The organism is Dactylosporangium sp. CA-139114, from assembly GCF_050955725.1.
Lineage (GTDB): Bacteria > Actinomycetota > Actinomycetes > Mycobacteriales > Micromonosporaceae > Dactylosporangium.
Genome location: NZ_CP192080.1, coordinates 7637816 through 7664245 on the forward strand (window position 1 = coordinate 7637816; position 26430 = coordinate 7664245).

29 protein-coding genes are annotated in these 26430 nt (G+C 71.6%); 22 read left to right on the forward strand and 7 right to left on the reverse strand.

Translation table 11 applies throughout. The features are described 5' to 3' along the window. The first annotated feature begins 11 nt into the window (after positions 1–11). The 9 genes from ACQP2P_RS34010 (at position 12) to ACQP2P_RS34050 (ending at position 8576) form a co-directional block, all read left to right on the forward strand. Positions 12–698, forward strand: coding sequence for a hypothetical protein (locus tag ACQP2P_RS34010; protein WP_433607895.1), 687 nt, complete (start codon positions 12–14; stop codon positions 696–698). Positions 699–885: 187 nt separating this feature from the next. Next, positions 886–1683, forward strand: coding sequence for an iron-containing redox enzyme family protein (locus ACQP2P_RS34015; RefSeq protein WP_433607897.1), 798 nt, complete (start codon positions 886–888; stop codon positions 1681–1683). Positions 1684–1694: 11 nt separating this feature from the next. After that, positions 1695–2681: a 2-hydroxyacid dehydrogenase gene (locus tag ACQP2P_RS34020; protein ID WP_433607899.1), complete on the forward strand. Its 987-nt coding sequence runs from the start codon at positions 1695–1697 to the stop codon at positions 2679–2681. After that, positions 2678–3841 carry an NAD(P)/FAD-dependent oxidoreductase gene (locus tag ACQP2P_RS34025; RefSeq protein WP_433607901.1) on the forward strand — a complete coding sequence of 388 codons (1164 nt, stop codon included), beginning with the start codon at positions 2678–2680 and terminating at the stop codon, positions 3839–3841. The genes ACQP2P_RS34020 and ACQP2P_RS34025 overlap by 4 nt, the downstream gene beginning before the upstream one ends. Before the next feature lie 3 nt (positions 3842–3844). Further along, positions 3845–4447 (forward strand): hypothetical protein, encoded by a 603-nt coding sequence (locus ACQP2P_RS34030; RefSeq protein WP_433607903.1) that lies wholly within the window; start codon positions 3845–3847, stop codon positions 4445–4447. Then, positions 4437–5303 (forward strand): hypothetical protein, encoded by an 867-nt coding sequence (locus tag ACQP2P_RS34035; RefSeq protein ID WP_433607905.1) that lies wholly within the window; start codon positions 4437–4439, stop codon positions 5301–5303. The genes ACQP2P_RS34030 and ACQP2P_RS34035 overlap by 11 nt, the downstream gene beginning before the upstream one ends. Then, positions 5300–7132, forward strand: coding sequence for a formylglycine-generating enzyme family protein (locus ACQP2P_RS34040; RefSeq protein ID WP_433607907.1), 1833 nt, complete (start codon positions 5300–5302; stop codon positions 7130–7132). Before ACQP2P_RS34035 ends, ACQP2P_RS34040 begins: the two co-directional genes overlap by 4 nt. Further along, a complete protein-coding gene (locus ACQP2P_RS34045; protein WP_433607909.1) occupies positions 7129–7917 on the forward strand; it encodes a class I SAM-dependent methyltransferase in 789 nt (262 codons plus the stop codon). Before ACQP2P_RS34040 ends, ACQP2P_RS34045 begins: the two co-directional genes overlap by 4 nt. A 104-nt stretch (positions 7918–8021) precedes the next feature. Next, positions 8022–8576 carry a hypothetical protein gene (locus tag ACQP2P_RS34050; protein WP_433607911.1) on the forward strand — a complete coding sequence of 185 codons (555 nt, stop codon included), beginning with the start codon at positions 8022–8024 and terminating at the stop codon, positions 8574–8576. A 153-nt stretch (positions 8577–8729) separates the two neighbouring features. On the opposite strand, the gene ACQP2P_RS34055 is transcribed toward ACQP2P_RS34050, so the two are convergent. Further along, the gene (locus ACQP2P_RS34055; protein WP_433607913.1) at positions 8730–9746 is read right to left on the reverse strand and encodes a hypothetical protein; all 1017 of its coding nucleotides are present in this window, start codon (positions 9744–9746) and stop codon (positions 8730–8732) included. Next, complete coding sequence (locus tag ACQP2P_RS34060) at positions 9743–10474, reverse strand: SigE family RNA polymerase sigma factor (protein ID WP_433607915.1); 732 nt, start codon at positions 10472–10474, stop codon at positions 9743–9745. The genes ACQP2P_RS34055 and ACQP2P_RS34060 overlap by 4 nt, the downstream gene beginning before the upstream one ends. A gap of 125 nt (positions 10475–10599) precedes the next feature. Between ACQP2P_RS34060 and ACQP2P_RS34065 the strand changes: the two genes are divergently transcribed. From ACQP2P_RS34065 to ACQP2P_RS34080, 4 genes are read left to right on the forward strand one after another with little or no spacing between them, the layout of a single operon-like run. Further along, on the forward strand, positions 10600–11271 hold the full coding sequence (locus tag ACQP2P_RS34065; protein WP_433607917.1) for a vWA domain-containing protein: 672 nt from the start codon (positions 10600–10602) through the stop codon (positions 11269–11271). Next, positions 11268–12071, forward strand: a complete 804-nt coding sequence (locus ACQP2P_RS34070; RefSeq protein WP_433607919.1) for a PP2C family serine/threonine-protein phosphatase — start codon at positions 11268–11270, stop codon at positions 12069–12071. The genes ACQP2P_RS34065 and ACQP2P_RS34070 overlap by 4 nt, the downstream gene beginning before the upstream one ends. Continuing rightward, positions 12055–13989: a helix-hairpin-helix domain-containing protein gene (locus ACQP2P_RS34075; protein ID WP_433607921.1), complete on the forward strand. Its 1935-nt coding sequence runs from the start codon at positions 12055–12057 to the stop codon at positions 13987–13989. The genes ACQP2P_RS34070 and ACQP2P_RS34075 overlap by 17 nt, the downstream gene beginning before the upstream one ends. Further along, positions 13986–14582: a hypothetical protein gene (locus ACQP2P_RS34080; protein ID WP_433607923.1), complete on the forward strand. Its 597-nt coding sequence runs from the start codon at positions 13986–13988 to the stop codon at positions 14580–14582. The genes ACQP2P_RS34075 and ACQP2P_RS34080 overlap by 4 nt, the downstream gene beginning before the upstream one ends. Before the next feature lie 6 nt (positions 14583–14588). Here ACQP2P_RS34080 and ACQP2P_RS34085 read toward each other — a convergent pair whose 3' ends face one another. Beyond that, positions 14589–15296 carry an SDR family NAD(P)-dependent oxidoreductase gene (locus tag ACQP2P_RS34085; RefSeq protein ID WP_433607925.1) on the reverse strand — a complete coding sequence of 236 codons (708 nt, stop codon included), beginning with the start codon at positions 15294–15296 and terminating at the stop codon, positions 14589–14591. Positions 15297–15371: 75 nt separating this feature from the next. Here ACQP2P_RS34085 and ACQP2P_RS34090 point away from each other — a divergent pair, with 75 nt between their 5' ends. Both ACQP2P_RS34090 and ACQP2P_RS34095 read left to right on the forward strand, forming a co-directional pair. Continuing rightward, complete coding sequence (locus ACQP2P_RS34090) at positions 15372–16211, forward strand: LysR family transcriptional regulator (RefSeq protein WP_433619367.1); 840 nt, start codon at positions 15372–15374, stop codon at positions 16209–16211. Between the two features lie 121 nt (positions 16212–16332). Beyond that, positions 16333–16815, forward strand: a complete 483-nt coding sequence (locus ACQP2P_RS34095) for a TolB family protein (protein WP_433607927.1) — start codon at positions 16333–16335, stop codon at positions 16813–16815. Here ACQP2P_RS34095 and ACQP2P_RS34100 read toward each other — a convergent pair. Then, positions 16800–17651, reverse strand: a complete 852-nt coding sequence (locus tag ACQP2P_RS34100) for a LysR family transcriptional regulator (protein ID WP_433607930.1) — start codon at positions 17649–17651, stop codon at positions 16800–16802. The genes ACQP2P_RS34095 and ACQP2P_RS34100 overlap by 16 nt on opposite strands. Before the next feature lie 57 nt (positions 17652–17708). Between ACQP2P_RS34100 and ACQP2P_RS34105 the strand changes: the two genes are divergently transcribed. Further along, positions 17709–18605: an NAD(P)H-binding protein gene (locus tag ACQP2P_RS34105; RefSeq protein ID WP_433607932.1), complete on the forward strand. Its 897-nt coding sequence runs from the start codon at positions 17709–17711 to the stop codon at positions 18603–18605. A gap of 13 nt (positions 18606–18618) precedes the next feature. Here ACQP2P_RS34105 and ACQP2P_RS34110 read toward each other — a convergent pair whose 3' ends face one another. Next, a complete protein-coding gene (locus ACQP2P_RS34110) occupies positions 18619–19575 on the reverse strand; it encodes a glycerophosphodiester phosphodiesterase family protein (protein ID WP_433607934.1) in 957 nt (318 codons plus the stop codon). 73 nt (positions 19576–19648) lie between these two features. Next, a complete protein-coding gene (locus tag ACQP2P_RS34115) occupies positions 19649–20260 on the reverse strand; it encodes a response regulator (protein WP_433607936.1) in 612 nt (203 codons plus the stop codon). Between the two features lie 25 nt (positions 20261–20285). Here ACQP2P_RS34115 and ACQP2P_RS34120 point away from each other — a divergent pair, with 25 nt between their 5' ends. Next, a complete protein-coding gene (locus tag ACQP2P_RS34120; RefSeq protein ID WP_433607938.1) occupies positions 20286–21353 on the forward strand; it encodes a sensor histidine kinase in 1068 nt (355 codons plus the stop codon). Between the two features lie 35 nt (positions 21354–21388). Here ACQP2P_RS34120 and ACQP2P_RS34125 read toward each other — a convergent pair whose 3' ends face one another. Beyond that, entirely contained in the window at positions 21389–21565 is a 177-nt protein-coding gene (locus ACQP2P_RS34125) for a hypothetical protein (RefSeq protein WP_433607940.1), read from the reverse strand. A gap of 83 nt (positions 21566–21648) precedes the next feature. On the opposite strand from ACQP2P_RS34125, the gene ACQP2P_RS34130 reads away from it, so the two are divergent. The 5 genes from ACQP2P_RS34130 (at position 21649) to ACQP2P_RS34150 (ending at position 26251) form a co-directional block, all read left to right on the forward strand. Further along, entirely contained in the window at positions 21649–22206 is a 558-nt protein-coding gene (locus ACQP2P_RS34130; RefSeq protein ID WP_433607942.1) for an MBL fold metallo-hydrolase, read from the forward strand. A 103-nt stretch (positions 22207–22309) separates the two neighbouring features. After that, the gene (locus ACQP2P_RS34135; protein ID WP_433607944.1) at positions 22310–22996 is read left to right on the forward strand and encodes a response regulator transcription factor; all 687 of its coding nucleotides are present in this window, start codon (positions 22310–22312) and stop codon (positions 22994–22996) included. 94 nt (positions 22997–23090) lie between these two features. Then, on the forward strand, positions 23091–23741 hold the full coding sequence (locus ACQP2P_RS34140; RefSeq protein ID WP_433607946.1) for a helix-turn-helix domain-containing protein: 651 nt from the start codon (positions 23091–23093) through the stop codon (positions 23739–23741). 6 nt (positions 23742–23747) lie between these two features. Further along, positions 23748–24674 (forward strand): ABC transporter ATP-binding protein, encoded by a 927-nt coding sequence (locus ACQP2P_RS34145; protein WP_433607948.1) that lies wholly within the window; start codon positions 23748–23750, stop codon positions 24672–24674. Next, the gene (locus ACQP2P_RS34150) at positions 24671–26251 is read left to right on the forward strand and encodes an ABC transporter permease (RefSeq protein WP_433607950.1); all 1581 of its coding nucleotides are present in this window, start codon (positions 24671–24673) and stop codon (positions 26249–26251) included. Before ACQP2P_RS34145 ends, ACQP2P_RS34150 begins: the two co-directional genes overlap by 4 nt. Positions 26252–26430: the final 179 nt, after the last annotated feature.

Genomic DNA, 26430 nt, shown 5'->3' on the forward strand with positions numbered 1-26430 from the left:
CGGGGCAGCACATGCTCGATCCCAGGTTCGTACTCTGCGCCGTTGCGTTCAACATCTTCGGCACGGCCTGGTACGTGCGCGGCGCCATCCGCAACACGGTCCGGCCGCACCCTGTCACATGGCTGGTCTGGGCGGTTGCACCAGGCGTGGCGTTTGTGGTCCAGGTCGGCTCCTCGGTCGGCCTGCAATCGATCCTCACGCTGGTGGTCGCCGCCAATCCGGCTGTGGTCTTCGCCGTTCTGCTTCGCGACCGTGATGTGCGATGGTCGGTCTCCGGCCTGGACGTCCTCTGCGGTGGGCTCGCCCTGATCGCGCTGGTCGCCTGGGTCACGTTCCGGGACGCCGGCGCGTCCGTCATGCTTGCGGTGACAGCGGATTTGCTCGCGGCCGTGCCGACGTTTCGTAAGGCGTGGAAAGATCCGCACAGTGAATCTTTGATGATCTATGCCTGTGTGGCGACCAGCGCGGGAATCACGCTCCTTACGGTGGATCGGTGGTCGCTGGCCGAGGCGGGCTTCGCAACCTATCTCGGCGCGCTCGGGGTAACCATGACGATCATTGTCGCGGTAGCTCGGCGGCGGCCGCGACAAGGTAAGCGAGCGACGCTCCATCCCCCGGGCGGATGCGGAATCTGCCAGCCGAGCGGCCAGGCCGGTCGACCGTGCGGAGGCTGTACGGGAGTCGACAGTGTCCCATAGGATCTTCAACGGTGCCGACGGTCGCGCCGCCCAGTGCCGCACATCGAACGATATGGGTCGGTCCCGAGCCAGCTCGACATCCGAGATCGTACATATGGCTGATCTGACGGTTCATCGAATTTCGTAATGTGGGGCGACTCATACGGCTTGTTCGTCCGTAATCCTGGTAGGGGGAGGCGGGGAGCGCATGACCCTGGAGGGTCGAAGTCTCTACACGCCATGGCACGTCGGTGCAGCTGATGCACTGGTCGACGCAAACGCGAGGGACTGGGACTACGACAGCCGATTCAGGCGCGTCGAGTTTCCGGATCTTCACCCGGCGGTGATCGAAGCAGATGCCCTGGTCGACAGGTGCGGGGTGGAGCACCATCGCTTCTTCACGATCGCCGGGCGCTCTCGGGACGCGCTCGCGTTGTGGGTGGAGCAGGAAGTTTTTGTCACAGGGGTTTTTGCGCAGCTCCTGAGCCTCACGGCCAGCACCATCGTCAACGTCCATCTGCGGGCCATGTTCAATGTAGTCGTGCACGGTGAGCACGGGCCGACAACGCGGGATGAGGCGAAGTTCGCCCATCCCACGCTGCTGCACAACTTGCGCGAGAGCATGGGCATCGTTGAGGACGACATGAGACTCGCGCCGCCCACGCAGCGCTTCCTCGAAGCCATCGCAAGATCAATGACGTCGACGCTGTCGGCGTTGGGCAGTCTCGGAGTCGGTAACGAACGCATGCTGGTGCCGGAGTACTCGGCCGTAGAGAAGGCGTTCGACCAGGCGTGGCCCGATGCGGGACACCGCGCATTTCTACGGGCAAACATCGAAGAAGACACCGAGCACTCGGCAATCATTTCACGCATTGCGTCGACCATGATATCGATGCAGCCTGAAACGGCGTCTCAGTACTCCTCGGGCGCGAAGTCCGGCGTCGATGCGCGAATGCGTTACTATGACGAGCTCACATCCCTCTATGAATCGCGAACCGCACACTGATTGGAGCGCAGATGGCAGCCGAGTTGGGTCAAATCCTGGTTACCGGTTCGAGCGTCGACGATCGGTACCTCGACAAACTGAGATCAGCCGGGTTCACCGTGAACCTCGTGCCCGAGCTGCTGGATGAAGAGCGGCTGGGAAAGGCTCTGGAGCCCTGCACGGCCTATCTTCTCGGCGGAGACGAGTTCGCGTCCCGCGCTGCGCTCGCCCGGGCGAAGTCGCTCAAGGTGGTTGGGTTCCTCGGTGTCGGCTACTCCTCGTTCGTGGACGCCGATGCGGCGCGGGACCTCGGCATCGCGGTCACCAACACGCCGGGCACGCTGACCAACACCGTCGCCGAGTTCACGATCGGGATGCTTCTCGCGCAGCGCCGGCAGATCCCCGCCTACGCGGCCGACTTCCGCAGTGGTCACGCAAATCCCGACAAGCAGCGCGACATCGGTGGGCACCGCCTGGCGGTCGTCGGACTCGGCGCGATCGGCTCCCGCATCGCGGAGATCGCGCGAGTGGCGTTCGGTGCCGAGGTTTCCTACTACTCCCGCACTCGCAAGCCCGAGACGGAAGAGCGGCTCGGCCTGACATATCGACCCTTGCCTGACCTTCTGGCCTGGTCCGAGGCCGTGGTGGTCATGGTCTCGGAGAGCGCTGAGACCCGAGGCATGATCGGGTCCGAGGAGGTCCGGCTGTTCGATGACGCCGGAGTGGTGCTCGTCAACACCGCACGGCCGTCGATCGTTGAACCAGCCGCCCTACTGGAGGGCCTCGGCAACGGCAAAATCGAGTCGGCCGCGTTCGACAATTTCTACGGCGCCGACGTGCCGGAGCTCGCCGCGCTGCTGGAGTATCCGCAGTCACGTCTCCTGATCACGCCGCACCTCGGATCCCTCACGCATGACGCTCGGGACGCCATGGCCGAGATGTGCGTGACCTCCCTCGTGAATCTCGCGGCCGGACGCCCCGACCCGAACGTGGTCAATGGCTTAGGGGCTGTGCATTGACGGCCGGCCGACTCGTCGTCGTCGGCGGTGGGGTGATCGGGTGTGCGGTCGCCCTTGCCGCCCGCGAGCAGTTCGCCGAGATCGTGATCGTCGAGCAGCGGGCCGATCTCGGGTTGGCCGCGAGCGGCGCGGCAATCGGCGGCATCACGCCGCAGAGTGACGACTTCTGTCGAGGCCCCCTGCGCATCGTGGCCGAGGCCAGCCGGGCGATGTATCGAGGGTGGCTCGATGACATCGAAAGCCTTTCGGGCGTGACGGTGCCTTATCTCGACACCGGCCTGCTGCAGGTCGCGCTCTCCGTGACGGAGGAGATGCGGCTGCGTGAAGGGCTTGTGCCCGAGTGGCGTGCTCAGGGCTTCACGGTGGAGGACGTCGATCTGGCCGATCTCAGGCGCGACGAGCCGCTGCTCTCGCCCGAGGTCGTGTGCGCCTTCCGGTTGCCTTCGGAGGGGGCTCTCGAGCCGCGCGTCCTCATGCGGGCTCTGGGCGCGGCAATCGACCGGACTTCCACCATCACGGTGCGCACCGGCCAGCGCGTCGACGAGGTGCGCCCAACTGCTACCGGTGTCATCGTGCGGCTGGGCCAGGAGCAGATCACTGCCGACAAGTGCGTGGTGTCGGCCGGGGCGTGGTCAGCCGATCTCGTGCCAGGGATCAGCGAGGCGGTCTTTCCCGTTCGTGGTCAAGCCGCCGAGTTCAGAGTTCCCGGCGCCGTGACATATCCGTTTCGGCACCACGTCTATGCGAAGGCCAAACTGGAAGAGGTCAGCCACTCGGCATACATCGTTCCGCGCAGCGACGGACGCGTGATCGCCGGCGTCACCTACGACGAGCAGCGCTGGGACGAGGAGCCAACGGCCGAGAGCAGCTCCGTGATCATCAAGAGCCTGCTGGCGTTGGTCCCTTCCGCGAGCGGATGGGAGCCCCTGTCGGAGTGGGCCGGCATTCGACCGGCGACCGTCGACGGGTGCCCACTTGTGGGCTACGTGGACAACTCGCAACGTCGGCTCGTGATTGCGACGGGGCACTTCGGAGTCGGTATCACACTGGCGCCCGTCACCGGGCAACTGGTGGCCGCGCTGCTGTCCGACGAGCCGCTGTCGGAGGAGACCCAGAAGATCCTCCGTACTACCGATCCGTCACGGTTGATGTCCGGGTGATCCATGCGGCTGGCCGAGATCGTGAAATGGACCTGGCGCAGTGCCGGGACACGCTGGACGCTCCTCGTCGTACTGGTCATGGTTCTGGCGCTGCCGCTGTGGGGACTACGCCCATACGGCAAGCACTTCGACCACGACTCGGCCGGCACATGGGGTGACTGGGTAACCGGCATCGGTCAGCTCGCAGCTGTCATCACCGCAGTCGTGACCGTCCTGCGCACCGAACGACTGAGCCGGATGCAGGTGAAGACGGCCGTCGGCGCGTGGATGGCTGTGTTTCAGGACAACGCGCAGCCGTACTGGGCCGTCCAGTTCGAGAATGCGACCCGACTACCGCTGTTCCAGTGGACCGCGGACAGCGCCGATGGGGCAGTCCACCTCTGCCACCTCCATCACGGTCTGCTGATACCCGGCAAGACCACATACGAGCTCACCATCGACCGGCCGTGCGACCAGTCACTGGCCTCGCCGCTCGTCCTGCGATTCGTCGACTTCGACGGCCGAACGTGGGAGCGGGACAGCCTGGGTCGCCTCGCCCCGGTGAAGACGCCGGTCGCTTGCCGAATGCCCTCGACGTCCGTGAAGGAATCCAGTGATGTCGAATGACACCTCGATCCCGCGCAGGATCAATCCGGAGAGCCCTCGGCACGGCGCCGTGCCCCGGCCGCCCCGGCCGGCAGATGTGCGTGACGAGGAGACGCCGGCGACCGGGCGGACCCTTTCGCCCGATCTCCGGGAGTACCTTGGCATGCTTGCGAATTTCGTGCCGGTTCCCGAAGAGGGCGTGAACCACGACGGACGATCGCTGTCCGACGTCTGGATGCCACTCGGCGCCCGGGAACTGGACAATCTCGGACGCGCCTCCGCTGACGACGAGGACGACCCCGGACTGCCGCTGGACGGAATCGTCCTGCATGGCAACCAGCGCTCCGCCGTCTTCGTCGGAGCGCCGGGAACGGGGCGCACGTCGTTGTGTCGCTACTACGCCGCGAACTTGGCGCGCGAGCTCGTCAGCGGCCGCGCCGTTCAGCCCGTCCCCATCCTCACGTATGGACGTTTTCTCGCCGAGAGTACTGACCAGGAGATCGCCGACGCGGTGGCGAGCGCGGCGGTGCGGTCGGCCGGTCTGCGCGCCGATCCGCCGAAGGCTCGCGACGCCGTACGTGATGCGCTCGAGTACGGCCTTCTCTTCGTGGACGGGGTCGAGGAGATCGCCAACCCTGGCCCGGATCAGCACGATTCCGCCGCGCACACGGCGGCCGAATGGTCGCCCGCTCAGTTCGCCGCGACGATCGTACGTCTGGAAGGCCAGTTCCCCGCGTTGCGCATGGTCGTCACGATCAGCGAGGCGGCCTGGTTCTCCTCGACGTGTGCCAAACTTCCGTCGCTGCAGGCGTATCAGCTCCGCGCACCCAGGCAACGAGATGTCGAGGCGTACATCCGAGGGTGGCTGCATCAGTGAACTATCCAAGAAGGAACCTGGCCGACCAGTTGATCGCGGCCGTCCGCGCGGACCGGTCGCTGGCCGCAGCCGCGCGGGTTCCCTACCTCCTGCACCTTCTTGTCGCTTCGGTCGAGCAGAAGGGCTTCGTTCCGACGTCGATCGGGCGGTTTTGCAAGTATGCGATCGACGAGTTTCTCCTCGACCGTCCGCGCCGGCGCTTTGCCAACGGTGGACCGGCATGCTTCCGTCGTCCGAACTACAACTCGGAGATCCACTCGATTCTGGAAGAGATCGCGTTCGACATCGTCAGTTCCGCCGCCGGTGATCGGTCCGCGACCTCGATTTCGGTTCGGATGATCAACGAGCCGATCTCCCGTGCCTTGGCGGCGGACGAGGGTGAGGACTTCCTGGACGTCTTTCCCGTGACGCTCGACTACATACACTACCTCCGCGACGGGTACGGGCTCTTGACGGCCGTGCCATCGTCGCACTTCACGTTCCGCCAAACGATGTTTCGGGACTACTTCGCCGGCTGTGCGCTCGTCCGGCGGGACTCCGCGCTCCTCATCGAGCTCTGCAGAGACGAGGTCTGGCATGCTCCGCTGCGGCTGTGGGCCAGCGCGCAGGGTGACATGGCTGGTCGTCGATCGGCCCGCCAGATCGCCAACGAGCTGTACGAGGCCGACTCCCCGGCGCTGGCAGTGCTGGCCGGCGAGGTCCTTGCTTCGGTCGCGGCCGAGACGCCCACCGGTCGATCCTCCGCCCTGAAGTCGGACATCCTGGCTGTCGCGGCGCAGCTGGTCGGCGATCGGGGCACCCCGTTGAGGATGAGGGACCGCGCCGCGACAATGTCCGCGGCATTGGCCGCCGGCGAGCAGGATCAGCCGCAGATGCCGGCTCTGGTCTGGCTGCCGGCAGGGTCCTTCCCGATCGGCCGACACCTGCCGGGCGGGTCAGCCGAGGAGAAGTACCAGGCGGAGTACATCGCATGGCGCCCGGCGCGTCGCGAGACCTTCGACCGGTTCGCGATCGCGACCTACCCGGTGACCAATCGCGAATACAGCCATTTCATCAGTGCTGCGGGCTACAGCAACGCCGACCTCTGGCCCGTGGGACCGGCAAGACGATGGGCCGCCCAGGACGCCGATTTCATCGATGGGGAGCATGGCCCGCGCGAATCGTTCATTCGATCGCAGCGGCTGCACTTTCGCAAGGAACTCTCCGAGGGCATCGTCGACCATGACTTCATCGAGGAATTCGTCGACCAACTGCTCATGCGCAACGTACCGCTGTACTGGTGGGACCCGCGGTACAACGGTCCCGCACAGCCGGTTGTCGGTGTCAACTGGTGGGAGGCGCTGGCGTACTGTCGATGGCTCACGAACGTCATGCGCCGGGCCGACCGGATCGGACCGGCCGACCGGTTCGACCTGCCGACCGAGTTCGAATGGGAGCGTGCCTGCATGGACGTGCCCGATGGTCGCGCTCATCCATGGGCCGGAGCATGGTCGGACGATATGGCGCACGTGCGCCGGGAGCACGGCGACTGGCTGCAGTACGCCGTCCCGGTCGGCCTGTTCCCGTGGTCGACGTGGTCAGGTGGACCGTTGGACCTGGTCGGGAACGTCTGGGAATGGACCCGGTCAAAAGCGGTCAGCTACGGTGCGGAAGAACCGGGGCGGCACGACCTGCAGGGCGATGCTGACCGGGTGGTCCGCGGCGGTTCCTGGTTCTCTCGCGAGCCCCTCTCACGTGAGGTGCAGTTTCGCTCCTTCGATCCACCCCAGAATGCATACGTCGATCTCGGGTTCAGAGTTGCCCTCTACACCGGTCCGAGTGAATCGTGATCAGTGACTGTCCCCGACTCGACGCCGACGTCGACGTCGAGTCGGTCGAGGACCATCCAGACCTTTATGACTGGACCTATGAGGACTACACGGAAGACCTTGGTTACTGGTCGAGCATTGTGGGCCGAGAACGGGCGTTGGAACTTGGCGTCGGATCCGGACGCGTTGCACTGCCCCTCGCCGCGTTCGGCGCCCGCATCATAGGTTTGGACAGATCACCCAACATGCTGCGGGCGCTCGCCCAGCGGTCCATCGAGAATGACCTTCGGGTGTCGACGGTGTGCGCCAGCATGCATGCGATTCCATTGGCGTCCACGTCACTCGAACTCATCATCTGCCCTTTCGGTGCACTGAACTACTGCCTCACGCAGGCCGAGGTTCGATCGGTACTGCGGGAGGTCCGACGAGTACTGCGGCCGGGTGGCAGGTTCGTCTTCGAGGCGCTGGCGTGGTCGACCTGGCCGGCGTGGCTGGCCAACGACGGGCGGGATCACCTCGTGAAGTCCCGGACGAAGGACGGATCGACAACATCGATGAGCTGCCAGTACTCGTTCGATGCCGCGTCCGGTCTCGCCGTGCAGTTGCGACGGTACCGCCGACAGGACGAGACCGGCGGCGTCCGGGTCCGGACCGTCCGCTGGGTGAATCGCTTCGTCGCTCCCAGTGAGTGGCGATTGCTGCTCGAGGCGGCCGGACTGACGATCGAGGCCGAGTACGGCGACTACGACGGTGGTCCCTACCGCCACGCATCGGAGTTCTACCTCGTGGAGAGCCGCCGCGGATAGCCGTCGAGCGGGTCCGGCGGTCAGCGACTACGGCGCCCATTGATACGACGCGATACCATGAAGCCAGGTAACGCTTCGGGCGAAAAGGGCGAATGTTGGGCGGGTTGCTGCAAAAGTACCAGTCTGAAATAGTTTTTGCCATCGTCGGCATCGTGGCGCCTTATATCCTGACAGCGATCGTGAAGTTTTTCGCGGGGATGGCATCGAGGCGTCGGGTCCAAGGCGGTCCGAATGCCGCGCTGATCGGCGTGTGGTACGCCTTTCATTTCAGCCGGGTTCGAAACGTTGCTATCTTGCGGCGTGAGGTGTGGAACGTCCGGCTGGACCGGCGGGGCCGGCTCGTCGTCACGGCTACCGATCCGGGCGTAGGCGAGCTCTCGTACTCCGGCCACCTGAAGTCGATCGATTCTGGCCACCTGGCCTGCCTGATGCACGGAGTGGGACACGACGAGGAGTCCTACATCCGGCTGCAGCATCCGATTCCATCGCAGCCCGAGATTTTCGGCATGGAGGTCGCCGTCAACTTCGACCGGGAGATTCGGGCGACCGTATGGCTGTTGTCGCGTGAAGACCTCGAGCCGGCCGTTGCCGAGCGTCTCATCACGGAGAAGACTGACGAGTCCTACCAGCAGGAGACACGGTCGATCACGTTCTCCTGACGCGGGATCGGCCGGACCGGACCGCTCGGCGTCTGCCGCGCGTGCCCGACGACCAGCAGGTCCGACGTTGTCGAGCAGTTGTCACTGCCCGATCTGGGGGTTGTTGTGGCCGACCGGCTCCACGACCGGCCACGGTCACCTTGCGAACCGCCGTCACTGCTGGACCTGCACGGTCACGCCGCCGGTGGCGAGGTCCGCGATGGCCACGGTGCCGTCCGGCGTCGCGGCCATCCACGACAGTCTCGCCGGGCCCGGGGGCGTGCTCGCGGGGACGTCGAGGCGCATCTCGTACGTCTGGCTGCTGTGCCGGGGAATGGTCTTCGTGGTGCAGTTGAGGCGATACGTGCCGCGGGCCTCGCCGAGGGACTGGCGGTAGACGGGGCACGGGTCGAGCCCGAAGGCCTGTGGAAACGCGTTGCTGATCGTCACCCGGTAGACGAGGGTGGTGCCGCGCCGGACGGTCGCCGGGGCGGTCATCGTCACCGTGAGCGGGGCGTTGCGCAGCGGCGCCTGGTAGTACCACGGACTCACCGCGAAACCGCAGCCCGGCTCGATGATGCCCGGCACCGCGACCCGGGCCGTGCCGATGGTCACGGCGAGCGCGCGGCCCGGCGGCGGCTGCCCGGCGGGGCAGGGGGTCACCGCGATGTCCACGCGCACCGGCTCGCCCGGGTCGACCGTCGCCGGCTGCCGGGAGCCGTCGGCGCGGGGCACCAGCGCGCCGGCGGGCACGGCGGTGCCGTCGGCGATGAGGGGCGGGGTGCCGCTCAGGGTGCAGCGGCCGGAGTGCCGGCTGGGGACGAGCATCGTGTACGTCCTGGTGCCGTCCGCCCCCGTCGTCGTGCCGTCGAGCCAGGGCGGGGCGGTGAAGCCGGACCCGGCGCAGGGGGACGCGTCCGGGCGGGGGCTGGTGCGGGCCAGGCTCGGCAGGGTGGCCGGGGTGTCGGCCCAGGCGATGCCGCCCGGTCCCGGGGCCGGCGCCGGCTCGGGCGGGCTGAGCAGGGTGCCCGCGAACGCGAGCGCGGTGACGGCGGCGGCGATCGTGCCGTACCGGCGGATGCGGCGGCGCCGGATGCCCCTGCGAATGCGCCGGACCGGCTCGGTCCACCCCTGCGGTGCGTGGCGCTCGTCCGCGAGCTCCCGGCGGATCAGCTGCTCGAGGTCCGTCACAGATCGCTCCCGTCGAGGTCACGGGCGGCCAGGGCCGTCCTGAGCTTGGCCAGTGCGCGCGAGGCGTTGCTCTTCACCGTGCCGGCCGAGCAGCCGAGGACGGCCGCGATCTGCTGCTCGGACAGGTCGTCGTAGTACCGCAGCACCAGGACCGCGCGCTGTTGTCTCGGCAGCGCCACGATCGCCCGCCACAGCTGCTCGTCCGGCGGCTCGGCGTCGACGTGCACGACCTCGGGGGCGGTGTCGGTGAGCCGCTCGCGGCGCAGGGCACGCACCCGGTTGAGGTACCGGTTGACGATGACCCGCCGCACGTACCCGCCCGGGTCCTCGTGCTTGCGCACGCGCCGCCAGGCCATGCCGGTCCGCTCGAGCGCGTCCTGCACGAGGTCGGCCGCGAGGTGCGCGTCGCCGCTCAGCAGGCAGGCGAATCGCAGCAGCTCACGGTGTCGGTCCCGCACGTAGTCCTCGAACGAGGGCGGGGCGTCCCAGCTCGGCATGATCCAAGGACACCGTACCGCCGGGAAAGGTTGCTTGCAGGGAGCGCCCGTCGTCGCCACGTTCCTGAGGCGGGGCACCAGCCACGGCGCGATGACCTGCTTGACGCCCCCGGGGACGATCGCCTTCAGGTCCAGGACGACCGGATGGTGCGGGTGCGCCCCGGCGACCCCGGTCAGCAGGTCGTTCCCGGCCTCGACGCAGCGGCGCGCCGCATTACCCAGTGTCACCATCCGGGCCGCCCGTCGCAGAAGGCGTCCCCCACCGGGCGGGGCACATCGGCCCGAAGGCCCGAGGCGCAAGCGGTGCGGCCGCGCGTAACCTGGCTCGGTTCCCGCCGCCGATGAAGGACCGCCTGATGAGCTACGACCAGATTCCGTTCGATGCGAGCGAGTTCGTCGACAACCCCGAGCCTCGCTGCCCGTGCCTGCTGCTGCTCGACACCTCCGGGTCGATGGCGGGCCGGCCGATCGAGGAGCTCAATGCGGGGCTGCAGACGTTCGCCGGCCAGCTGCTGAGCGACGGGCTGGCGGCCAAGCGCGTCGAGGTGGCCGTGATGTCGTTCGGGCCGGTGCGCCTCCAGACGGAGTTCACCACGGCCGCGCACTTCACCGCCCCGGTGCTGCGGGCCGAGGGCGCCACCCCGATGGGCGCGGCGATCACGCAGGGGCTCGAGCTGGTCGAGACGCGCAAGCGCATCTATCGGGAGCAGGGCATCTCGTACTACCGCCCCTGGGTCTTCCTCATCACCGACGGCGCCCCGACCGACGACTGGCGACCCGCCGCCGCCCTGGTCGCCGAAGGGGAGGAGCGCAAGGCGTTCAGCTTCTTCGCCGTGGGCATCGAGGGCGCGGACATGAACGTGCTCGGCCAGATCACCAGCCGGCAGCCGCTACGGCTGCGCGGCCTGGACTTCGCCGGCCTGTTCACCTGGTTGTCGAGTTCGATGGGCTCGGTCTCGCGATCGCAGACCCACGAGGAGGTTCCCCTGGTCAACCCGGCCACGCCGCAGGGCTGGGCCGTAGTATGACGGGCGTCGCCGCGTGGCGGTTCGCTGCGGCGGCCAGGCCGGGCACCGGGCACGTCCGCGAGGGGCTGCCCTGCCAGGACCGGTACGCCTGCCAGGTCGTGCCCTCGACGCAGGGCCCGGTCCTGGTCGCCGTCGTCTCCGACGGGGCCGGCAGTGCGGCGGAGAGTGCGCGCGGCGCCGAGCTGATCTGCGCCGAGCTGCTCGACGAGATCCGCTGCCGGCTCGCGGACGGGGTGCCCGCCGGGACCGACTGGCTGCGGGCCTGCGTCGCCGCGGTGCGCGAGCGGCTGTTCGCCGAGGCCGAGCGCCTGGGCCTGCCGCCGCGGGAGCTGGCCGCGACGCTGCTCTGCGCGGTGCTCGCCCCGGACTGGTCGGCGTTCGCGCAGATCGGCGACGGGGCGATCGTCACGCCCGAGCTGGGCACCGGGGCGTGGGCCTGGATGTTCTGGCCGCAGCGGGGCGAGTACGCCAACACCACCTCCTTCCTGACCGACCCCGCGGCCCTCGAGCGGCTCGAGGCCGACTCGCTCCCGCACGGCCAGGACGAGGTGGCGCTGTTCACCGACGGGCTGCAGCACCTCGTACTCGACTACGGCGCCCAGCGGGTGCACGACCCGTTCTTCGACCGCATCCTCGGTCCCGTTCGCCACTCCTCCGCGCGGGGCGAGGACCACACGCTCAGCACGGGCCTCGAGGCGTACCTGGGCTCGCCGCCCGTCGCCTCGCGCACCGACGACGATCTCACGCTCGTGCTGGCGAGCCGGGTCACGGAGCCGGCGGACCTTGCCCCGACTCATTGACGAGCAGGGCCGGGTCCTGCGGCTCGGCGACAAGCTCGGCGAGGGCGGCGAGGGAGCCGTGTACCGGCTGGCCGGCCACGAGGCGCTGGCGGTCAAGGTCTACACGGCCCCGCTGACGGCGGAGCGGGCACGGAAGATCAGCATCCTGTCGCAGTGGAACCGTCAGGCGGTCGACCGGTTCGCCGCCTGGCCGTCCGGCCTCGTGCTGGACGAGCACCGGCGGCCGCGCGGTCTGCTGCTGCCCGCCGTCAAGGGCGGCCGGGACGTGCACCACCTCTACACGCCCAGCAGCCGGCGGCAGCACTTCCCGAGCGCCAACTGGCGCTTCCTGCTGCACGTGAGCACGAACATTGCCCGGGCCTTCGCCACCGTCCACGACCAGGGGCTGGTGATCGGCGACGTCAACCCGGGCTCCATCCTGGTGCTCGCCGACGGCACCGTACGGCTGATCGACGTCGACAGCTTCCAGGTCCCGGTGCCGGGCGCCGCGCCGCTGCTGTGCACCGTCGCCGTCGCCCTGTTCCTGCCGCCGGAGCTGCACGGGGCGTCCCTGAGCTCGACGGTCCGCACGACCGACCACGACGCCTTCGGCCTCGCCGTCACCCTGTTCCAGCTGCTGATGCTCGGCCGGCACCCGTACGCCGGGCGGTACCTCGGCTCGGGTGAGATGCCGATCGAGCGGGCGATCGCCGAGCACCGGTTCGCCTACGGCAGCGGGGCCGCCAGGCTGGAGATGCAGCGCCCGCCCAACACCGTCGGCATGGAGATCCTCTCCCCGGCGGTCGGCGCGCTGTTCGAGGCCGCGTTCGCGCCGACCGCCGGGCGAGTGCCCCGGCCCGCCGCGAGCAGCTGGGTGCAGGCGCTCGGTGCGATGGCCGCGAACCTGGCCCAGTGCGGGGCCAACGCCACCCATCAGTACGCGCGGGAGGCGCCGTCCTGCCCGTGGTGCACCTTCGAGCAGAACACCAGCGTGCTGCTGTTCGGCGTCGCGGCGCCGGCGTCGGTGAGCCGGTTCGAGGCGGAGTACCGGCACGTGCTGCGCCTCGTCGCCGAGGTCCCGAGGCCCGCCCCGGCCCGGCCGGCCCCGAGCAACGCCCCGGTGCCGGCGAGCCCGGATGCCGTACAGGCGCGCAGGACTCCGCCCTGGGCATGGATCGCCTACACGTGCGGCGTGCTGTTCGTCCTCGCGGGGCTGCCGCTGATGCCCGTCGGGCTGCTGCTCCTGCTCGGCGGGGTCGTCACGATCGGCATCGCGTGGAACCGGACCGGCGCGCGCCGCAAGGTATGGACCGAGCGGTACCGGCAGGTGCGCGACCAGCACGCGGCGGCCGCCGGCGACCTCGATCGGGCGAACCGGTTCCCGATGCACGCCGCGGCGTACGCGGCCGTGGAGCGGGCCAAGGCGGGCTGGGAGTCGGTTCCGCGGCTACGGGAGGCGAAGACCCGCGAGCTCATGAGGAACAAGCGGCAGTCGCAGCTCGAGCAGTTCCTGGCCGGCCGGCCCATCGAGCGGGCCGCCATTCCCGGCATCGCCGCGGGCCGGATCGCGATGCTGTCCGCGTACGGCATCGACACCGCCCTGGACGTCGTCGCCGCGCGGGTCGCCGGGGTCCCGAGCTTCGGGCCGAAGCTCACCGAGCGCCTCCTGACGTGGCGCCGCGAGCTCGAGCGGTCGTTCGTCTACGACGCGTCCACGCCGCTGGCGCCCGAGGCGCTCGCCCGCATGGAGCAGGAGCTCGAGGCCGTGCAGCGGCAGGCGGTCCAGCACGTGCAGCAGGCACTGCGGCAGCTGCGGGCCGCCGCGGCGACCGAGCCGCCGGCCGCCGCCCAGGCCGCCCGGAGACTGACGATCGCCACCGAGGCGCTGCGCCAGGCCGAGGCCGACGCCACGGCCGCGACCGGCAAGCCGCCCGCATGACCGCCGGTGTGGTTCGAGTTCCCGGCTGGGTCCGCTGGACGGCGTTGGCGGTGGCGGTGTTGGCCGCCCTCGCCGCCCTCGCCGCCATCACCGCCAACCGCATCCGCAGCGGCCCCGGCCGGCCCGCCGAGGGCCTGTTCGTGCCGCCGGCCGGCATCGAAGCGCTCGCGGACCAGCGGTGGGAGAACGGCCGCTCGTTCGACCACGGTCCGCTCGCCGTGCGGCGCTGGCAGAAGGTCGAGCGGCCGCGCGATGAGCTCGAGCAGTCGATCACCGTGCACCGCTCGGGGTACGCGGCGCTCTACGGCTTCTCCGCGAGCGACCCGCGCATCAACGACCGCGAGGACTTCGGCGACGAGAACGTGCACGACGCGCCGCTCGCGGTGGGTGTGGAAGCCGACCAGGCCCTGATCTACTGCCGCGGGATCCCGCAGCCGGGGCGGCGGGACTCCTGCGCGGGATGGGTCTACTGGGCCCGGTACGGCTCGTACACGGTCAAGATGTGCTACCGGGAGCCGGGCCTCGACGCCGGGCGGTTCTCGCGCATCGCCGGGCAGTTCGACGCGAAGATCGCACGGTTCCTGGCCGGCTAGGCGGCCTCACCAGGGCACGACGCCCTCGTCGTCGAAGAAGGCGCCGGTCGGGCCGTCGTCCGGCAGGGTCGCGAGCCGGATCGCGATCGCCGCGCCCTGGGCCGCGGTGCGCACGCCGCGGAAGCCGTTCAGGTCGGTGGCGCAGTAGCCGGGGCAGCCCAGGTTGATGAGGACCTTCGTGTCGCGCAGCTCCTTGGCGTACTGCAGCGTCACCGCGTTGAGGAAGGTCTTCGACGGCGCGTAGGCGGCCGACAGCGGGCCCACCTCGCCCGCCGACTGCCGCGTCAGCGAGCCCACCGAGCTCGACATGTTCACGATCCGCGGCGCCGGGGAGCGCAGCAGCAGCGGCAGGAACGCGTTCGTCACGCGCACGACGCCGAGCACGTTCGTGTCCACCGCGCGCCGGATGGCGTCCAGGTCGACCAGGGTCGGCTGCTGCGGCATCCCGCCCGTCACCCCCGCGTTGTTCACCAGCACGTCGAGCCGGGTCAGCGACGCCGCCGCGGCCGCCACGCTCTCGTCGGAGGCCACGTCCAGGGGCACGCCGAACACGTCGGCGCCGGCCGCCTCCAGCTTGGCCAGCGCGTCCGCGAGGCGCGCGGTGTCGCGGGCGCCCACGCCCACGCGGAAGCCGAGCGCGCCCAGCCCGGCGGCGATCTCGTACCCGATGCCCTTGTTCGCGCCCGTCACCAGCGCGACCTTCGTTTCGCTCATGGGTCGAGCCTGGCCGGGGCCGGAACCGGGCGCCAACACCGATACGGTCGCCCGCGATACCCTGGCGGTATCGATCTGGAGACCCGGGAGCTGCGGTACTTCGTCGCCGTCGCCGAGGAGCTGCACTTCGGCCGCGCCGCCGCCCGTCTCGGCATCGCGCAGCCGCCGCTGTCGCGCGCGATCGGGCAGCTCGAGCGGCGGCTGGGGGTGACGCTGCTGGAGCGCACCAGCCGCAGCGTGGCCCTGACCGAGGCCGGCGGCGTGCTGCTGCGCGAGGCGCGCGCGGCGCTCGCGGCCGTCGAGGCGGCGGCCCGGCGCACCCGGCGCGCGGCGGCGCCCGAGCCCGGCATCGTGCTCGTGACCAAGGCCGGCGCCTCCGGCGAGCTGCTGGCCAAGCTCCTGGACGCGTACGCCGCCGAGCCCGGTGCCGTCCCCGTCGACGTCCAGCTGTGCGGCATCGGCGAGCAGGAACGCCTCCTGCGCGACGGGCGCGCGGACGTGGCGCTGCTGCACCTGCCCTACGACGAGCCCGCCGGCTTCGACACCGAGGTCCTCACGGTGGAGCGCCAGGTCGTGGTGCTGCCGGCCGGGCACCCGCTCACGACCGCGCCCAGCCTGCGCATGGCCGACGTCGCCGACCTGCCGGACCTGCCGCTGCCCCGCTGGCCCGAGCCGGACGGCAGCTACAGGCCGGGACGGGGTCCCGAGGTGCGGGGCAATTCGCAGCTGTACCAGCTGATCGCGCTCGGCCGCGCCTGCGCCGTGCTCCCTGACTCGGCCCGCACCCACCTGCGCCGCGACCTGGTCGCCGTGCCCCTGCTGGACGCCCCGGAGATCACCACGCTGATCGCCTGGCCCCCGCACAGCCGCTCCCGCGCCGTCGCCGACCTCGTGCGCGCCGCGACGCGGCTGTGAGGCGCACCGCCGAGCGGCACGCATCCGTCACACCGGGTTCGCGGACGGTTTCCTTCAGGTGCCGGACGGTTGCGCCGATGGTCCCTGCGTCACACGGACGCGACACACACCGGAGGCAGGGATGCACCGCACCACCATCAAGCACACGCTCGTCCTCGCCGGCATCGCCGCCGCCGCGGCCACCTTCGCCGGCACCACCACCGCCGCCGCGAGCACCACCACCGCCGCGACCACCCCTACCGTCTACGCCAGCCACGGCGCCATCTACCTCAAGCACGCCGGCCACACCACCCGCCTCACCACCGACGACGTCAGCCGCCAGCCCACCCTCTCCCCCGACCACACCCAGATCGCCTACGTCCACAACGACACCATCTGGGTCATGCACACCGACGGCACCGACCAGCACCAGATCAGCGACCGCACCGGCACCGACCCCACCTGGGACCCCAGCGGCGTGCGCATCACCTACACCGCCACCTCCTGCACCGGCACCCCCGGCACCTTCCGCACCGGCACCGACGGCACCACCCCCTCCGAGCCCCTCACCCCCACCGCCTGCGCGACCCAGGACGCCCCGCTCGTCGGCTACATCACCGGCTGAGCCTCGGACACCGCCGCCTGCGCGACCCGCACGAACGCCGCCACCGCCGGCGAGCGCGAGGCCGACGGCCACGTCACGGTCAGCGTCACCGGCTCCAGGTCCACCATCGGCCGGAAGGCCGTGCCCGGCCGCGGAAACCGTGCCGCCACGAACTCGGGCAGGAACCACACGACCCCGCTCACCTCGACCAGGTTGAAGATCTGCGACAGGTCGAACGACCGCCCCGGCACCGGCGCCATGCGGCCGCGCTCGGCCGGGGAGCCGTCCGGCAGGCGACGCCCGGCCAGGTCCGCAAGGCGCAGCGAGGTGCGCGCCGCCAACGGATCCGCGACCGCCAGGGCCACCACGCACGGGCTCGTGATCAGCGGCTCGGTGTCCAGGCCGCGCGCGTCGAACGGCGTCGGCAGCAGCGCCACGTCGGCCCGCCCGTCGTGCAGTGCCGGCACCTGCTCGCCGTGCCCGCCCAGCAGCAGCTCGACCGGCATCGCGTCGAAGGCGTCGAGCACCCGCGGCAGGAGCCCGGCGTCGTAGTCGGCCTTGAGCGCGAGCCGCAGCGACTGGACCGCCTGCCCGGCCCGGCGCGCCCGTCGCTGCGCCGTCGCGACGGCGTCGAGCGCCACCCGGGCGTCGTCCAGCAGCGCCGCCCCCGCCGCGGTCAGCGCGACGTGCCGCGTCGTGCGTTCCAGCAGCTGTACTCCCAGTTGCCGCTCGAGCTCGCGAATGGCCCGCGACAGCGGCGGCTGCGCCATCCCGAGCCGCTCGGCCGCGCGCCCGAAGTGCCGCTCCTCGGCCACCGCGACGAAGTACCGCAGCTGCCGCGTCTCGAGCTCACTCATATCGCCAGGGTATCAATCGAGACGGGATCGGTCCTTCAGCCGCGCGACGGATCGGCGTTGACTGCACGCATGATCGTGGTCACCGCACCCACCGCCAACATCGGCCGGCAGCTCGTCCGGCACCTCCTCGACGCCGGCGCGCCCGTGCGCGTCGTGGCCCGCGACCCGGCGCGCCTCGCCCCCGGGGTCGCCGAACGGGCCGAGGTCGTCCGCGGCTCCCACGCCGACCCGGCCGTCGTGGCCGAGGCGTTCGCGGGCGCCGACGCGGTCTTCTGGCTCGTGCCGGCCGACCCGCGCGCGAGCTCCGTCGACGAGGCGTACTCCGGCTTCGCCCGCCCCGCCGTCGAGGCGTTCGCGGCGGGGGCGGCCGGCCGCGTGGTCGGCGTCTCCGCGCTCGGCCGCGGCACGCCGGTCGCGGGCCGGGCCGGGCACGTCACCGCGACGCTCGCCATGGACGACCTGATCGCGGCGACCGGCGTGCCGTACCGCGCGCTGACCATGCCCTCCTTCATGGACAACACGCTGCGGCAGCTCCAGCCGATCGCGGCGCAGGGCGTCCTGTCCGGCCCGTCGCGCCCGGACCTCCCGGCCCCGTCCGTCGCGACCCGCGACATCGCCGCGGTCGCGGCCCGGCTGCTGCTCGACGACGCCTGGAGCGGCTTCGAGGAGGTGCCGGTGCTCGGCCCGCAGGACATCACCTACGACGAGATGGCCGCGACGATCGCGGAGGTGCTCGGGCGCCCGGTGCGCTACCAGCGGACCCCGGGCGAGACGTTCCGGGCGGACCTGGTCGGCCGCGGGCTCTGCGAGCCGATGGCGCAGGCCATGCTGGACATGGCCGTGGCCAAGGACGAGGGCCTCGACAACGGCGTCGAGCGCACCGCGCGGTGGAGCACGCCGACGACGTTTCGCCAGTGGTGCACCGAGGTGCTGCGGCCCGCCGCCCGGTCCTGACGGGACGGGCAGGTCAGCGGCGCAGGAGGGGGGCGACGACGTCGACGCGGTTGGACCAGACCGCGCCGGTCCAGCCCTCCGGCAGCTCGGCCACGTCGGCGGCGGTGTCGAAGCCGGCCGACCAGTCCCCGACGTAGCGCACGAGCACCACGCGCGTGCCGGCCGCGCGCATGCGGGAGACGAACAGGTTCGGCCAGCCCCAGAGCCACGTGCCGTACTCGATCGGCACGATCAGCTCCCGGTGGCGGCACGAGGACGGGACGTGGCCCGTCCAGCCTTCCCCGGCGTACCGCAGCAGACAGCTCTTGATGATGGCCTTCGACGACGTCCGGACCTGGGGCAGGCGGCTCGCCACCGCGGCCACGGCCGTGTCGCCGCCGGTCACCGTCACGGCGGACAGGCGCGCCGGGGGCAGGGTGGCCAGGAACGCGGCCACCGCCTCGCCGTCGGCCGCCCGGTCGCGCTTCAGGTCCAGCTTCAGCTCGCGGCCGGGGAACGCCGCGAAGACCTCCGGCACCGTCGGCAGCAGCCCGACACCCTTGCCCCGGAAGGGGAACGTGCCGTGCACCGCGTACCCGTAGCCGACGTCCAGCGCGCGCAGCTCGGCGAGGGTGTGCGCGCCGACCGGGCCGGTGCCGTCGGTGCGGCACTCCAGCAGGGCGTCGTGGAAGACCGCGAGCTGCCCGTCGCTCGTGAGCTGCACGTCGATCTCGGCGGCGTCGGCGCCGGCGTCGAACGCGGCCCGCAGCGACGGCAGGGTGTTCTCGATGTACGGCACCTGCGGGGGGAAGATCCGCGTCGCCGTGCACGTGTCCGCCTCGACGCCGTGCAGGTCGAACGTCTGCGCCAGGCCCCGATGGGCGAGCAGGAACGGCCGGCCGTCCCGCGGGCCGGTCGCCGATCGGTTGCCGAGATCCAGGGCGGCCGCACACAGCACCACCACCGCCAGGATGATCCAACGCCGTCGCACCGCCGCAACCCTGCCAGGGCCGCAACCGGGCCGGAAGCGGCGAAGGACGCAGCCGGTCTAGTCCCTTGGTCCCTCAGTCGCGCAGTCCCTGGGCGAGCAGCGCCGCCTGGGTGCGACTGCCCACCGCCAGCTTCGCCAGGATGTTGCTCACGTGCGTCTTGACCGTGCGCTCGGCCAGGCCGAGCGAGCGCGCGATCTCGCGGTTGCTCCGGCCCAGCAGCCGCAGCACCTCCCGCTCCCGGGGCGTGAGCACACTCAGGTCCGCGGCGGCGGGGGCGGGCGCGGCGCTCGGCCACAGCAGCTCGGCGGCGGACGCGCTCAGCGGCCGCACCCCGGCGTGGGCCCCGCGCACGGCCGCGGCGAGCTCGGCCCCGGTCGCGTCCTTGAGCACGAACCCGGCCGCCCCGGCCGCGAGGGCCCGCTGCACGTCGGCCGCGCTGCCGACCGCGGTCAGCACGAGCACCTTCGCGTCGAACGTGCGCGCGCGCAGCACCGCCACCCCGTCGAGGCCGGGCAGGTGGAGGTCCAGGAGAATGACGTCGGCGGCCAGGTCCGGGGCGGCCTTCAGCAGCGCCTCGCCGTCGGCGAGCTCGGCGACGACCTCGATGTCGGGCTGGCTGCCCAGGATCAGGCTCAGGCCCTCCCGCACGAGGGCCTGGTCGTCGACGATCACGAGCCGGATCACCGTCCGATCGTAAGGGGGAGCCCGGGTGCGCAGGCCGCTCGCGTTCGACCTCGCCCTCTTCGCGCTGGTCGTCGTGCTGTTCGCGCTCTCGGACTCGGTCGTCTCGGTGCCGCTCGCGGTCGTGCAGCTGCTGCCGCTGCTGGTCCGCCGCCGGTTTCCGGGCGCCGCGCTCGCGGTCATCGCCGCGGCCACCGCGGCGCACTCGCTGCTCGGGATGGCGCGCGCGGTCGGCTACCTGCCGGCCGCCCTCGCGCTCTACGGCGCCGCCACGCACCGCTCGCCGTGGGTGCGGTGGGGCGTGTGCGGCGGCGCGGTCGTGCTCGTCACGGTGACGGGCGCGATCCGCCACGGCCCGGTCGAGGGCGGGCTGCTCGCGGCCGGCGCGCTCACCGTCACCTGGCTGTTCGGCGCCGAGCGGGGCGTGCTGCTGCGCGAACGGGCCCTGGTCGCGCAGCTGCGCCTCGAACGGCACCTCGCCGACCGGGCCGCGGCGACCGCGAGCTCCCGGGAGCGGCTGGCCCGGCGCCTGCACGACGGGCTCGCCCACACGATGACCGTCATGCTCGTGCAGGGCGAGGCCCTGCGGGCGACGGCGAGGCTGACGAGCGCCGACGAGCAGCGCCTGGATGTCGTCCTGGGAGCCGGCCGCGCCGCCCTCGCCGAGGTCCGCCTGGCCCTGGCCGAGGAGGCCCAGCGCGACGCCGCCGCCACGCTCGACGGCCGCCTGGCCGCCCTGCGCGAGGCGGGCCTCGAGGCGGACGACGTCACCGGCCTCGACACCCTGCCGGCCGCCGTGCGCGAGGTGGCGCTCCGGCTCGTCGGCGAGGCGGCCACGAACGCCCTGCGGCACGACGGCCCCGGCGCCCGCCTCGACGCGACCGTGACCCGCGCGGGCGAGACGGTCCGGCTGGCGCTCACCAGCACGCCGGGGTCGTCGGGGCGCCGGGCGAGGGAGCCGGGCGGCGGCGGGTTCGGCCTCGCGAGCCTGGCGCAGGACGTGGCGGCGGTCGGCGGCACCCTCACCTACGGCCCGGCCGAGCGGGGCTGGCGGGTGACGGCCGAGTTCCGCGAGCCACCGGCGCATACAGCTTGAGCCGCCGACGGGGTCCTCAGCGACCCGGCCGTGCCCTACCGGGAGATCAGCGCGGCGCCGGGCATCCCGGTCGGCGGCATCGGCCCGACGAGGGCCCGCTGCCTGGCGAAGGCCCGCCGCACGCGGGCCTTCGCCAGGCTGTGATCAGGAAACGGCACGAGCCGCGGAAACGTCGCGGCGACGTCGACGGCGGCCGGGGCGGTGGTGAACACGGCGGCGATCCTGTTGGCGATCCTGCGCACTTGGGCGGCCGGACCGCTCGCGGCGCGGCGCCACGGCGCGGATGCTCGCTGGTATGAGTGCGACCGTTTCCCTGCTGCACACCGGCTACCTCGGCGGCGCCGTGGCGAGCACCGTCGGCTTCATCCGCGACGGCTCGCGGCTGATCGTCACCGACCCCGGCATGGTGCGCGACCGTGCCCTGATCCTCGATCCCCTGCGCGCGCTCGGCGTGCGGCCGCAGGACGTGACCGACGTGGTGTTCAGCCACCACCATCCCGACCACACGCTCAACGCGGCCCTGTTCCCGGCCGCGCGCTTCCACGACCATTGGGCGATCTACCACGGCGACGTGTGGGAGGACCGGGACGCCGAGGGATTCGAGCTGAGCCCGTCCGTGCGGCTCATCCGCACCCCCGGCCACACTCCGCAGGACATCACGACCCTCGCCGACACCGCGGACGGCCTCGTCGCCTTCACGCACCTGTGGACCACGGCGACGTCGGCCGGCGACCCGTACGCGACGGACCTGGACGCCCTGCACGCCGGCCGCGAGCGGGTGCTGGCCCTCGCCGCGCTCGTGGTGCCCGGGCACGGGCCGGCCTTCACCCCGACCGCCGCGACGCCGCGCTGACGACCGGGGTCCGCCGAAAACCGGCCGAGGCGCCCGTGCTGTTCAGGATTGGTTCAGGATCACAGTGTGAGTCTGGAGGTTCGCGCTGGGAGAGGTGGGCGTTGTGCGAGTGCTGGTGGTCGAGGACGAGGTGAACCTGGCCGAGACGATCCGGGACGGCCTCAGCGGCGAGGGGTTCACGGTCGACCTCGTGCACACCGGCGTGGACGGGCTGTGGGCCGCGACCGAGACGCCGCACGGTGCCTATGACGCGATCATGCTCGACATCATGCTGCCGGGGCTGTCCGGCTACGAGGTGTGCCGGCAGCTGCGGCAGCGGCAGGTGTGGACCCCGGTGCTGATGCTCACCGCGAAGGACGGGGAGTACGACCAGGCCGACGCCTTCGATCTCGGGGCCGACGACTATCTCACCAAGCCGTTCTCGTTCGTGGTGCTGGTGGCCCGGCTGCGGGCGCTCATCCGGCGCGGGGCGCCGCAGCGGCCGGTCGTGCTCAGCGCTGGCGATCTGCACCTCGACCCGGTGCAGCGGCGCGTCACCCGCGGTAGCGATGAGATCGCCGTCACGGCGAGAGAGTTCGCGCTGCTGGAGTTCATGCTCCGGCACCCCGGTGACGTGCTGAGCCGCACGGCGATCATCGAGAACGTGTGGGACGCGCACTTCGACGGGGACCCCAACATCGTCGAGGTCTACGTCGGCTACCTGCGCAAGAAGATCGATCATCCGTACGGCCGGAGCGCGATCAAGACCGTGCGCGGGGCCGGCTACCGGCTCGACCCCGCCGGGGGCTGACCGGCGCCCCGCAACCCCCCTCACCGCCCCCTTGCCAGCCGGCTATACGCGCGTATAGTCGGCTGTACGCACGTATAGCAAGGGGTGACCGAGCATGACCGATCCCGCGTCCGAGGACCTCACGGCCCGTGCCCGGATTCGGGACGCCGCCATCCGCCTGTTCGCGGAGCGGGGCATGGACGGCACCACCGTGCGCGACATCGCGCAGGCCGCCGGGGTCTCGCCCGGGCTGCTGCGCCACCACTTCGGCTCGAAGGAGGGCCTGCGCGAGGCGTGCGACCAGCACGTGCTCGACCTGTCGATGAAGATCAAGGCGGAGATCGTCATCGACGGGAAGATGGACAGCCCCGGGTTCATGCCCTCCGTGCACCCGACGGTCATGCTCATGTACCGCTACGTCACCCGGGCCCTGCTCGACGGCTCGCCCGCCGCCGCGGCGATGTTCGACGACATGGTGCTCATCGCCGAGCAGTGGATCGACACGTTCGCGCCGGACATCACCCAGGACCGGCGCGGCTTCGCGGCGGTGCTCGTCGGCATGCAGTCCGGGCTGCTCGCCATGCACGACCACGTCTCCCGCAACCTCGGCGCCGACATCTTCGCCATGGAGGGTCACACGCGCCTGGTCGAGGCGATGGTCGACTTCCACTCCAGCACTTTGCTCGATCCCACGCTCGCCGCCGACGCCCACCGGGCCATGCAGGCGCTGCGAGACAACCACAGGGGAAACCAGAAGGAGCAATGAGCGACCATGACCGAGGCGATCCGCGTTGACGCACTGGTCAAAACGTTCGGGCGCACCCGCGCGCTCGACGGGCTCGATCTGTCCGTGCTGACCGGGGAGGTGCACGGTTTCCTCGGGCCCAACGGCGCCGGGAAGTCGACCACCATCCGGGTGCTGCTCGGGCTGCTGCACGCCGACTCGGGCGAGGCGAGGCTGCTCGGCCGGGACCCGTGGAAGGACGCGGCCGAGCTGCACCGGCGGCTCGCCTACGTGCCCGGCGACGTCACCCTCTGGCCGAACCTCTCCGGCGGCGAGGTCATCGACCTGCTCGGCCGGCTGCGCGGCGGGCTCGACCCCGCGCGCCGCACGGAGCTGCTGGAGCGCTTCGACCTCGACCCGACGAAGAAGGGCCGCACCTACTCCAAGGGCAACCGCCAGAAGGTCGCGCTCGTGGCCGCGCTCGCCTCGGACGTCGAGCTCATCGTGCTCGACGAGCCGACCTCCGGCCTCGACCCGCTCATGGAGGAGGTCTTCCGCGAGGTGATCCGCGAGGAGCAGCGCCGCGGCGACCGCACGGTGCTGCTGTCCAGCCACATCCTGGCCGAGGTCGAGGCGCTGTGCGACCGGGTCACCATCATCCGCGACGGCCGCGCGGTGGAGACGGGCACGCTGCAGAGCCTGCGGCACCTGACCCGCACGTCGATCCAGGCCGAGCTGGCCGGGCCGGTCGACGGTCTCGGCGAGCTGGCGGGCGTGCACGACCTGCAGGCGCACAACGGCAGCGTCCGGTTCAGCGTCGACAACGCCGAGCTGGACACCGTCCTGCGCCGGCTCACCGCGGCCGGCGTGCGGGGCCTGACGAGCACGCCGCCGACGCTGGAGGAGCTGTTCCTGCGCCACTACGACCGCGCCGCGGCCGACGGGGCCAGGCAGCGCTCGGGGGCCGCGCGATGACCGGCACCGGCGCGCTCGCGCGGCTGGCCCTGCGCCTCGACCGGGTCCGGCTCACCGTGTGGGTGCTCGGCCTCGCGCTGATGCCGATGGGCACCGCAGCCAACTACCAGAAGCTGTACCCCACCGACGCCGACCTCCAGGCCGTCAGCGGCGTGCTGTCCAACCCGTCCCTGGTCGCGCTGAGCGGCCCGCTGTTCGGCGTGTCCATCGGCGGGCTCACGGTGTGGAAGATCGGGGTGTCGCAGCTCATCCTCATCGGGCTGATGAGCGTGCTGACGGTCGTGCGGCACACCCGCACCGAGGAGGAGACCGGCCGCCTGGAGCTGCTGCGGGCCACCGTGATCGGGCGGTACGCGCCGCTGAGCGCCGCCCTGGCGGTCACCGTCGCCGCCGACCTCGCGATCGGGCTGCTCGGCGCGCTCGGGCTCGTCGCCGTCGGGCTGGACCCGGCCGGCGCCTTCGCCTTCGGGCTCGCGACCGCCCTGTTCGGGGTGCTGTTCGCGGCCATCGCCGCCGCGGCCGCCCAGCTCACCCGGGGCGCCCGGGCCGCGACCGGGATCGCCGGGGCCGTGCTCGGCGGCACCTATCTCCTGCGCGCCGTCGGCGACACCGGCCCGGCCGCGCTGAGCTGGCTGTCGCCGACCGGCTGGGCCCTGCGCATGCGCCCCTTCGCGGGCGAGCGCTGGTGGATCGCGCTGCTGTTCGTCGGGTTCGCGGTCCTGTTCGCCGCCGTCGCGTACGTCCTGGCCGACCGCCGCGACGTGGGCGCCGGTCTGCTGGCCGAGCGCCCGGGCCCGGCCGGGGCCGCCCCCGCCCTGCGCAGCCCGCTCGGCCTGGCCTGGCGCCTGCACCGGGGCCTGCTGCTGGCGTGGGTGGTCGCGCTGGCCGCCGCCGGGGCCGTGATGGGCGGCGCCGCGGTGGGCATCGGCACCCTCGACGCGCCCAACCAGCAGCTCACCGACGTGCTGACGCGGATGGGCGGGCGCAGCGGGCTCACCGACGCGTTCCTCGGCGCGGTTTACGGCCTCATCGGCCAGCTCACCGCGGCGTACACGATCCAGGCGACGCTGCGGCTGCGCCAGGAGGAGAGCAGCGGCCGCGTCGAGGCGCTGCTGGCGACCCGGGTCGGGCGCCTGCGCTGGGCCGCGAGCCACCTGGTGTTCGCGGTGCTCGGCACGGCCCTGCTGCTGGCCGTGGCCGGGGTGGCGGGCGGGCTCGTCTACGGCGCGCAGGTGCACGACACCGGCGGCCAGATCGCCCGGCTGCTCGGCGCCGCCATGGTGCAGCTGCCGGCCGCGCTGGTGCTGGCCGGGCTCGGCACCGCGCTGATCGGGTTCGCGCCGCGGCTGAGCGCCCTGACCTGGGCCGCCCTCGTCGTGTCGGTGCTGCTGGTCGAGCTGGGGGCGTTGTTCGGGCTCAATCAGCACCTGCTCGACGTCACCCCGTTCGCGCACGTGCCGAAGCTGCCCGGCGCGGCGTTCACCGCGACGCCGGTCGTGTGGCTCACCGTGGTCGCCCTCGCACTCGGCGCGGCCGGCCTCGCGGGCCTGCGCCGGCGGGACATGCCGGCGACCTGAGCGGGGCTGCGAGGGACCGGCGGCAGCCGCCAGGCTCCGCCGGTCCCTCCCACAGACCCGGTTGACCGCACGGCCTCTGCGCGGGCCTCGGCGCCGCGCTCGTCGCCGCGGTGCGGTGCTCTTCGTGATCGCCCGGCGGCGCCGCGTCGTCATGGTGACCCCGGACGAGCAACAGCCGG

What these genes read in the sequence shown, in the direction of transcription:
- ACQP2P_RS34080 (WP_433607923.1), top strand. Translation starts at nt 13,986, where the DNA reads ATGACCGCCGGTGTGGTTCGAGTTCCCGGCTGGGTCCGCTGGACGGCG.
- ACQP2P_RS34015 (WP_433607897.1), top strand. Translation starts at nt 886, where the DNA reads ATGACCCTGGAGGGTCGAAGTCTCTACACGCCATGGCACGTCGGTGCA.
- ACQP2P_RS34010 (WP_433607895.1), top strand. Translation starts at nt 12, where the DNA reads ATGCTCGATCCCAGGTTCGTACTCTGCGCCGTTGCGTTCAACATCTTC.
- ACQP2P_RS34020 (WP_433607899.1), top strand. Translation starts at nt 1,695, where the DNA reads ATGGCAGCCGAGTTGGGTCAAATCCTGGTTACCGGTTCGAGCGTCGAC.
- ACQP2P_RS34145 (WP_433607948.1), top strand. Translation starts at nt 23,748, where the DNA reads ATGACCGAGGCGATCCGCGTTGACGCACTGGTCAAAACGTTCGGGCGC.
- ACQP2P_RS34130 (WP_433607942.1), top strand. Translation starts at nt 21,649, where the DNA reads ATGAGTGCGACCGTTTCCCTGCTGCACACCGGCTACCTCGGCGGCGCC.
- ACQP2P_RS34070 (WP_433607919.1), top strand. Translation starts at nt 11,268, where the DNA reads ATGACGGGCGTCGCCGCGTGGCGGTTCGCTGCGGCGGCCAGGCCGGGC.
- ACQP2P_RS34085 (WP_433607925.1), bottom strand. Translation starts at nt 15,296, where the DNA reads ATGAGCGAAACGAAGGTCGCGCTGGTGACGGGCGCGAACAAGGGCATC.
- ACQP2P_RS34030 (WP_433607903.1), top strand. Translation starts at nt 3,845, where the DNA reads ATGCGGCTGGCCGAGATCGTGAAATGGACCTGGCGCAGTGCCGGGACA.
- ACQP2P_RS34035 (WP_433607905.1), top strand. Translation starts at nt 4,437, where the DNA reads ATGTCGAATGACACCTCGATCCCGCGCAGGATCAATCCGGAGAGCCCT.
- ACQP2P_RS34100 (WP_433607930.1), bottom strand. Translation starts at nt 17,651, where the DNA reads ATGAGTGAGCTCGAGACGCGGCAGCTGCGGTACTTCGTCGCGGTGGCC.
- ACQP2P_RS34150 (WP_433607950.1), top strand. Translation starts at nt 24,671, where the DNA reads ATGACCGGCACCGGCGCGCTCGCGCGGCTGGCCCTGCGCCTCGACCGG.
- ACQP2P_RS34140 (WP_433607946.1), top strand. Translation starts at nt 23,091, where the DNA reads ATGACCGATCCCGCGTCCGAGGACCTCACGGCCCGTGCCCGGATTCGG.
- ACQP2P_RS34060 (WP_433607915.1), bottom strand. Translation starts at nt 10,474, where the DNA reads ATGGTGACACTGGGTAATGCGGCGCGCCGCTGCGTCGAGGCCGGGAAC.
- ACQP2P_RS34065 (WP_433607917.1), top strand. Translation starts at nt 10,600, where the DNA reads ATGAGCTACGACCAGATTCCGTTCGATGCGAGCGAGTTCGTCGACAAC.
- ACQP2P_RS34095 (WP_433607927.1), top strand. Translation starts at nt 16,333, where the DNA reads ATGCACCGCACCACCATCAAGCACACGCTCGTCCTCGCCGGCATCGCC.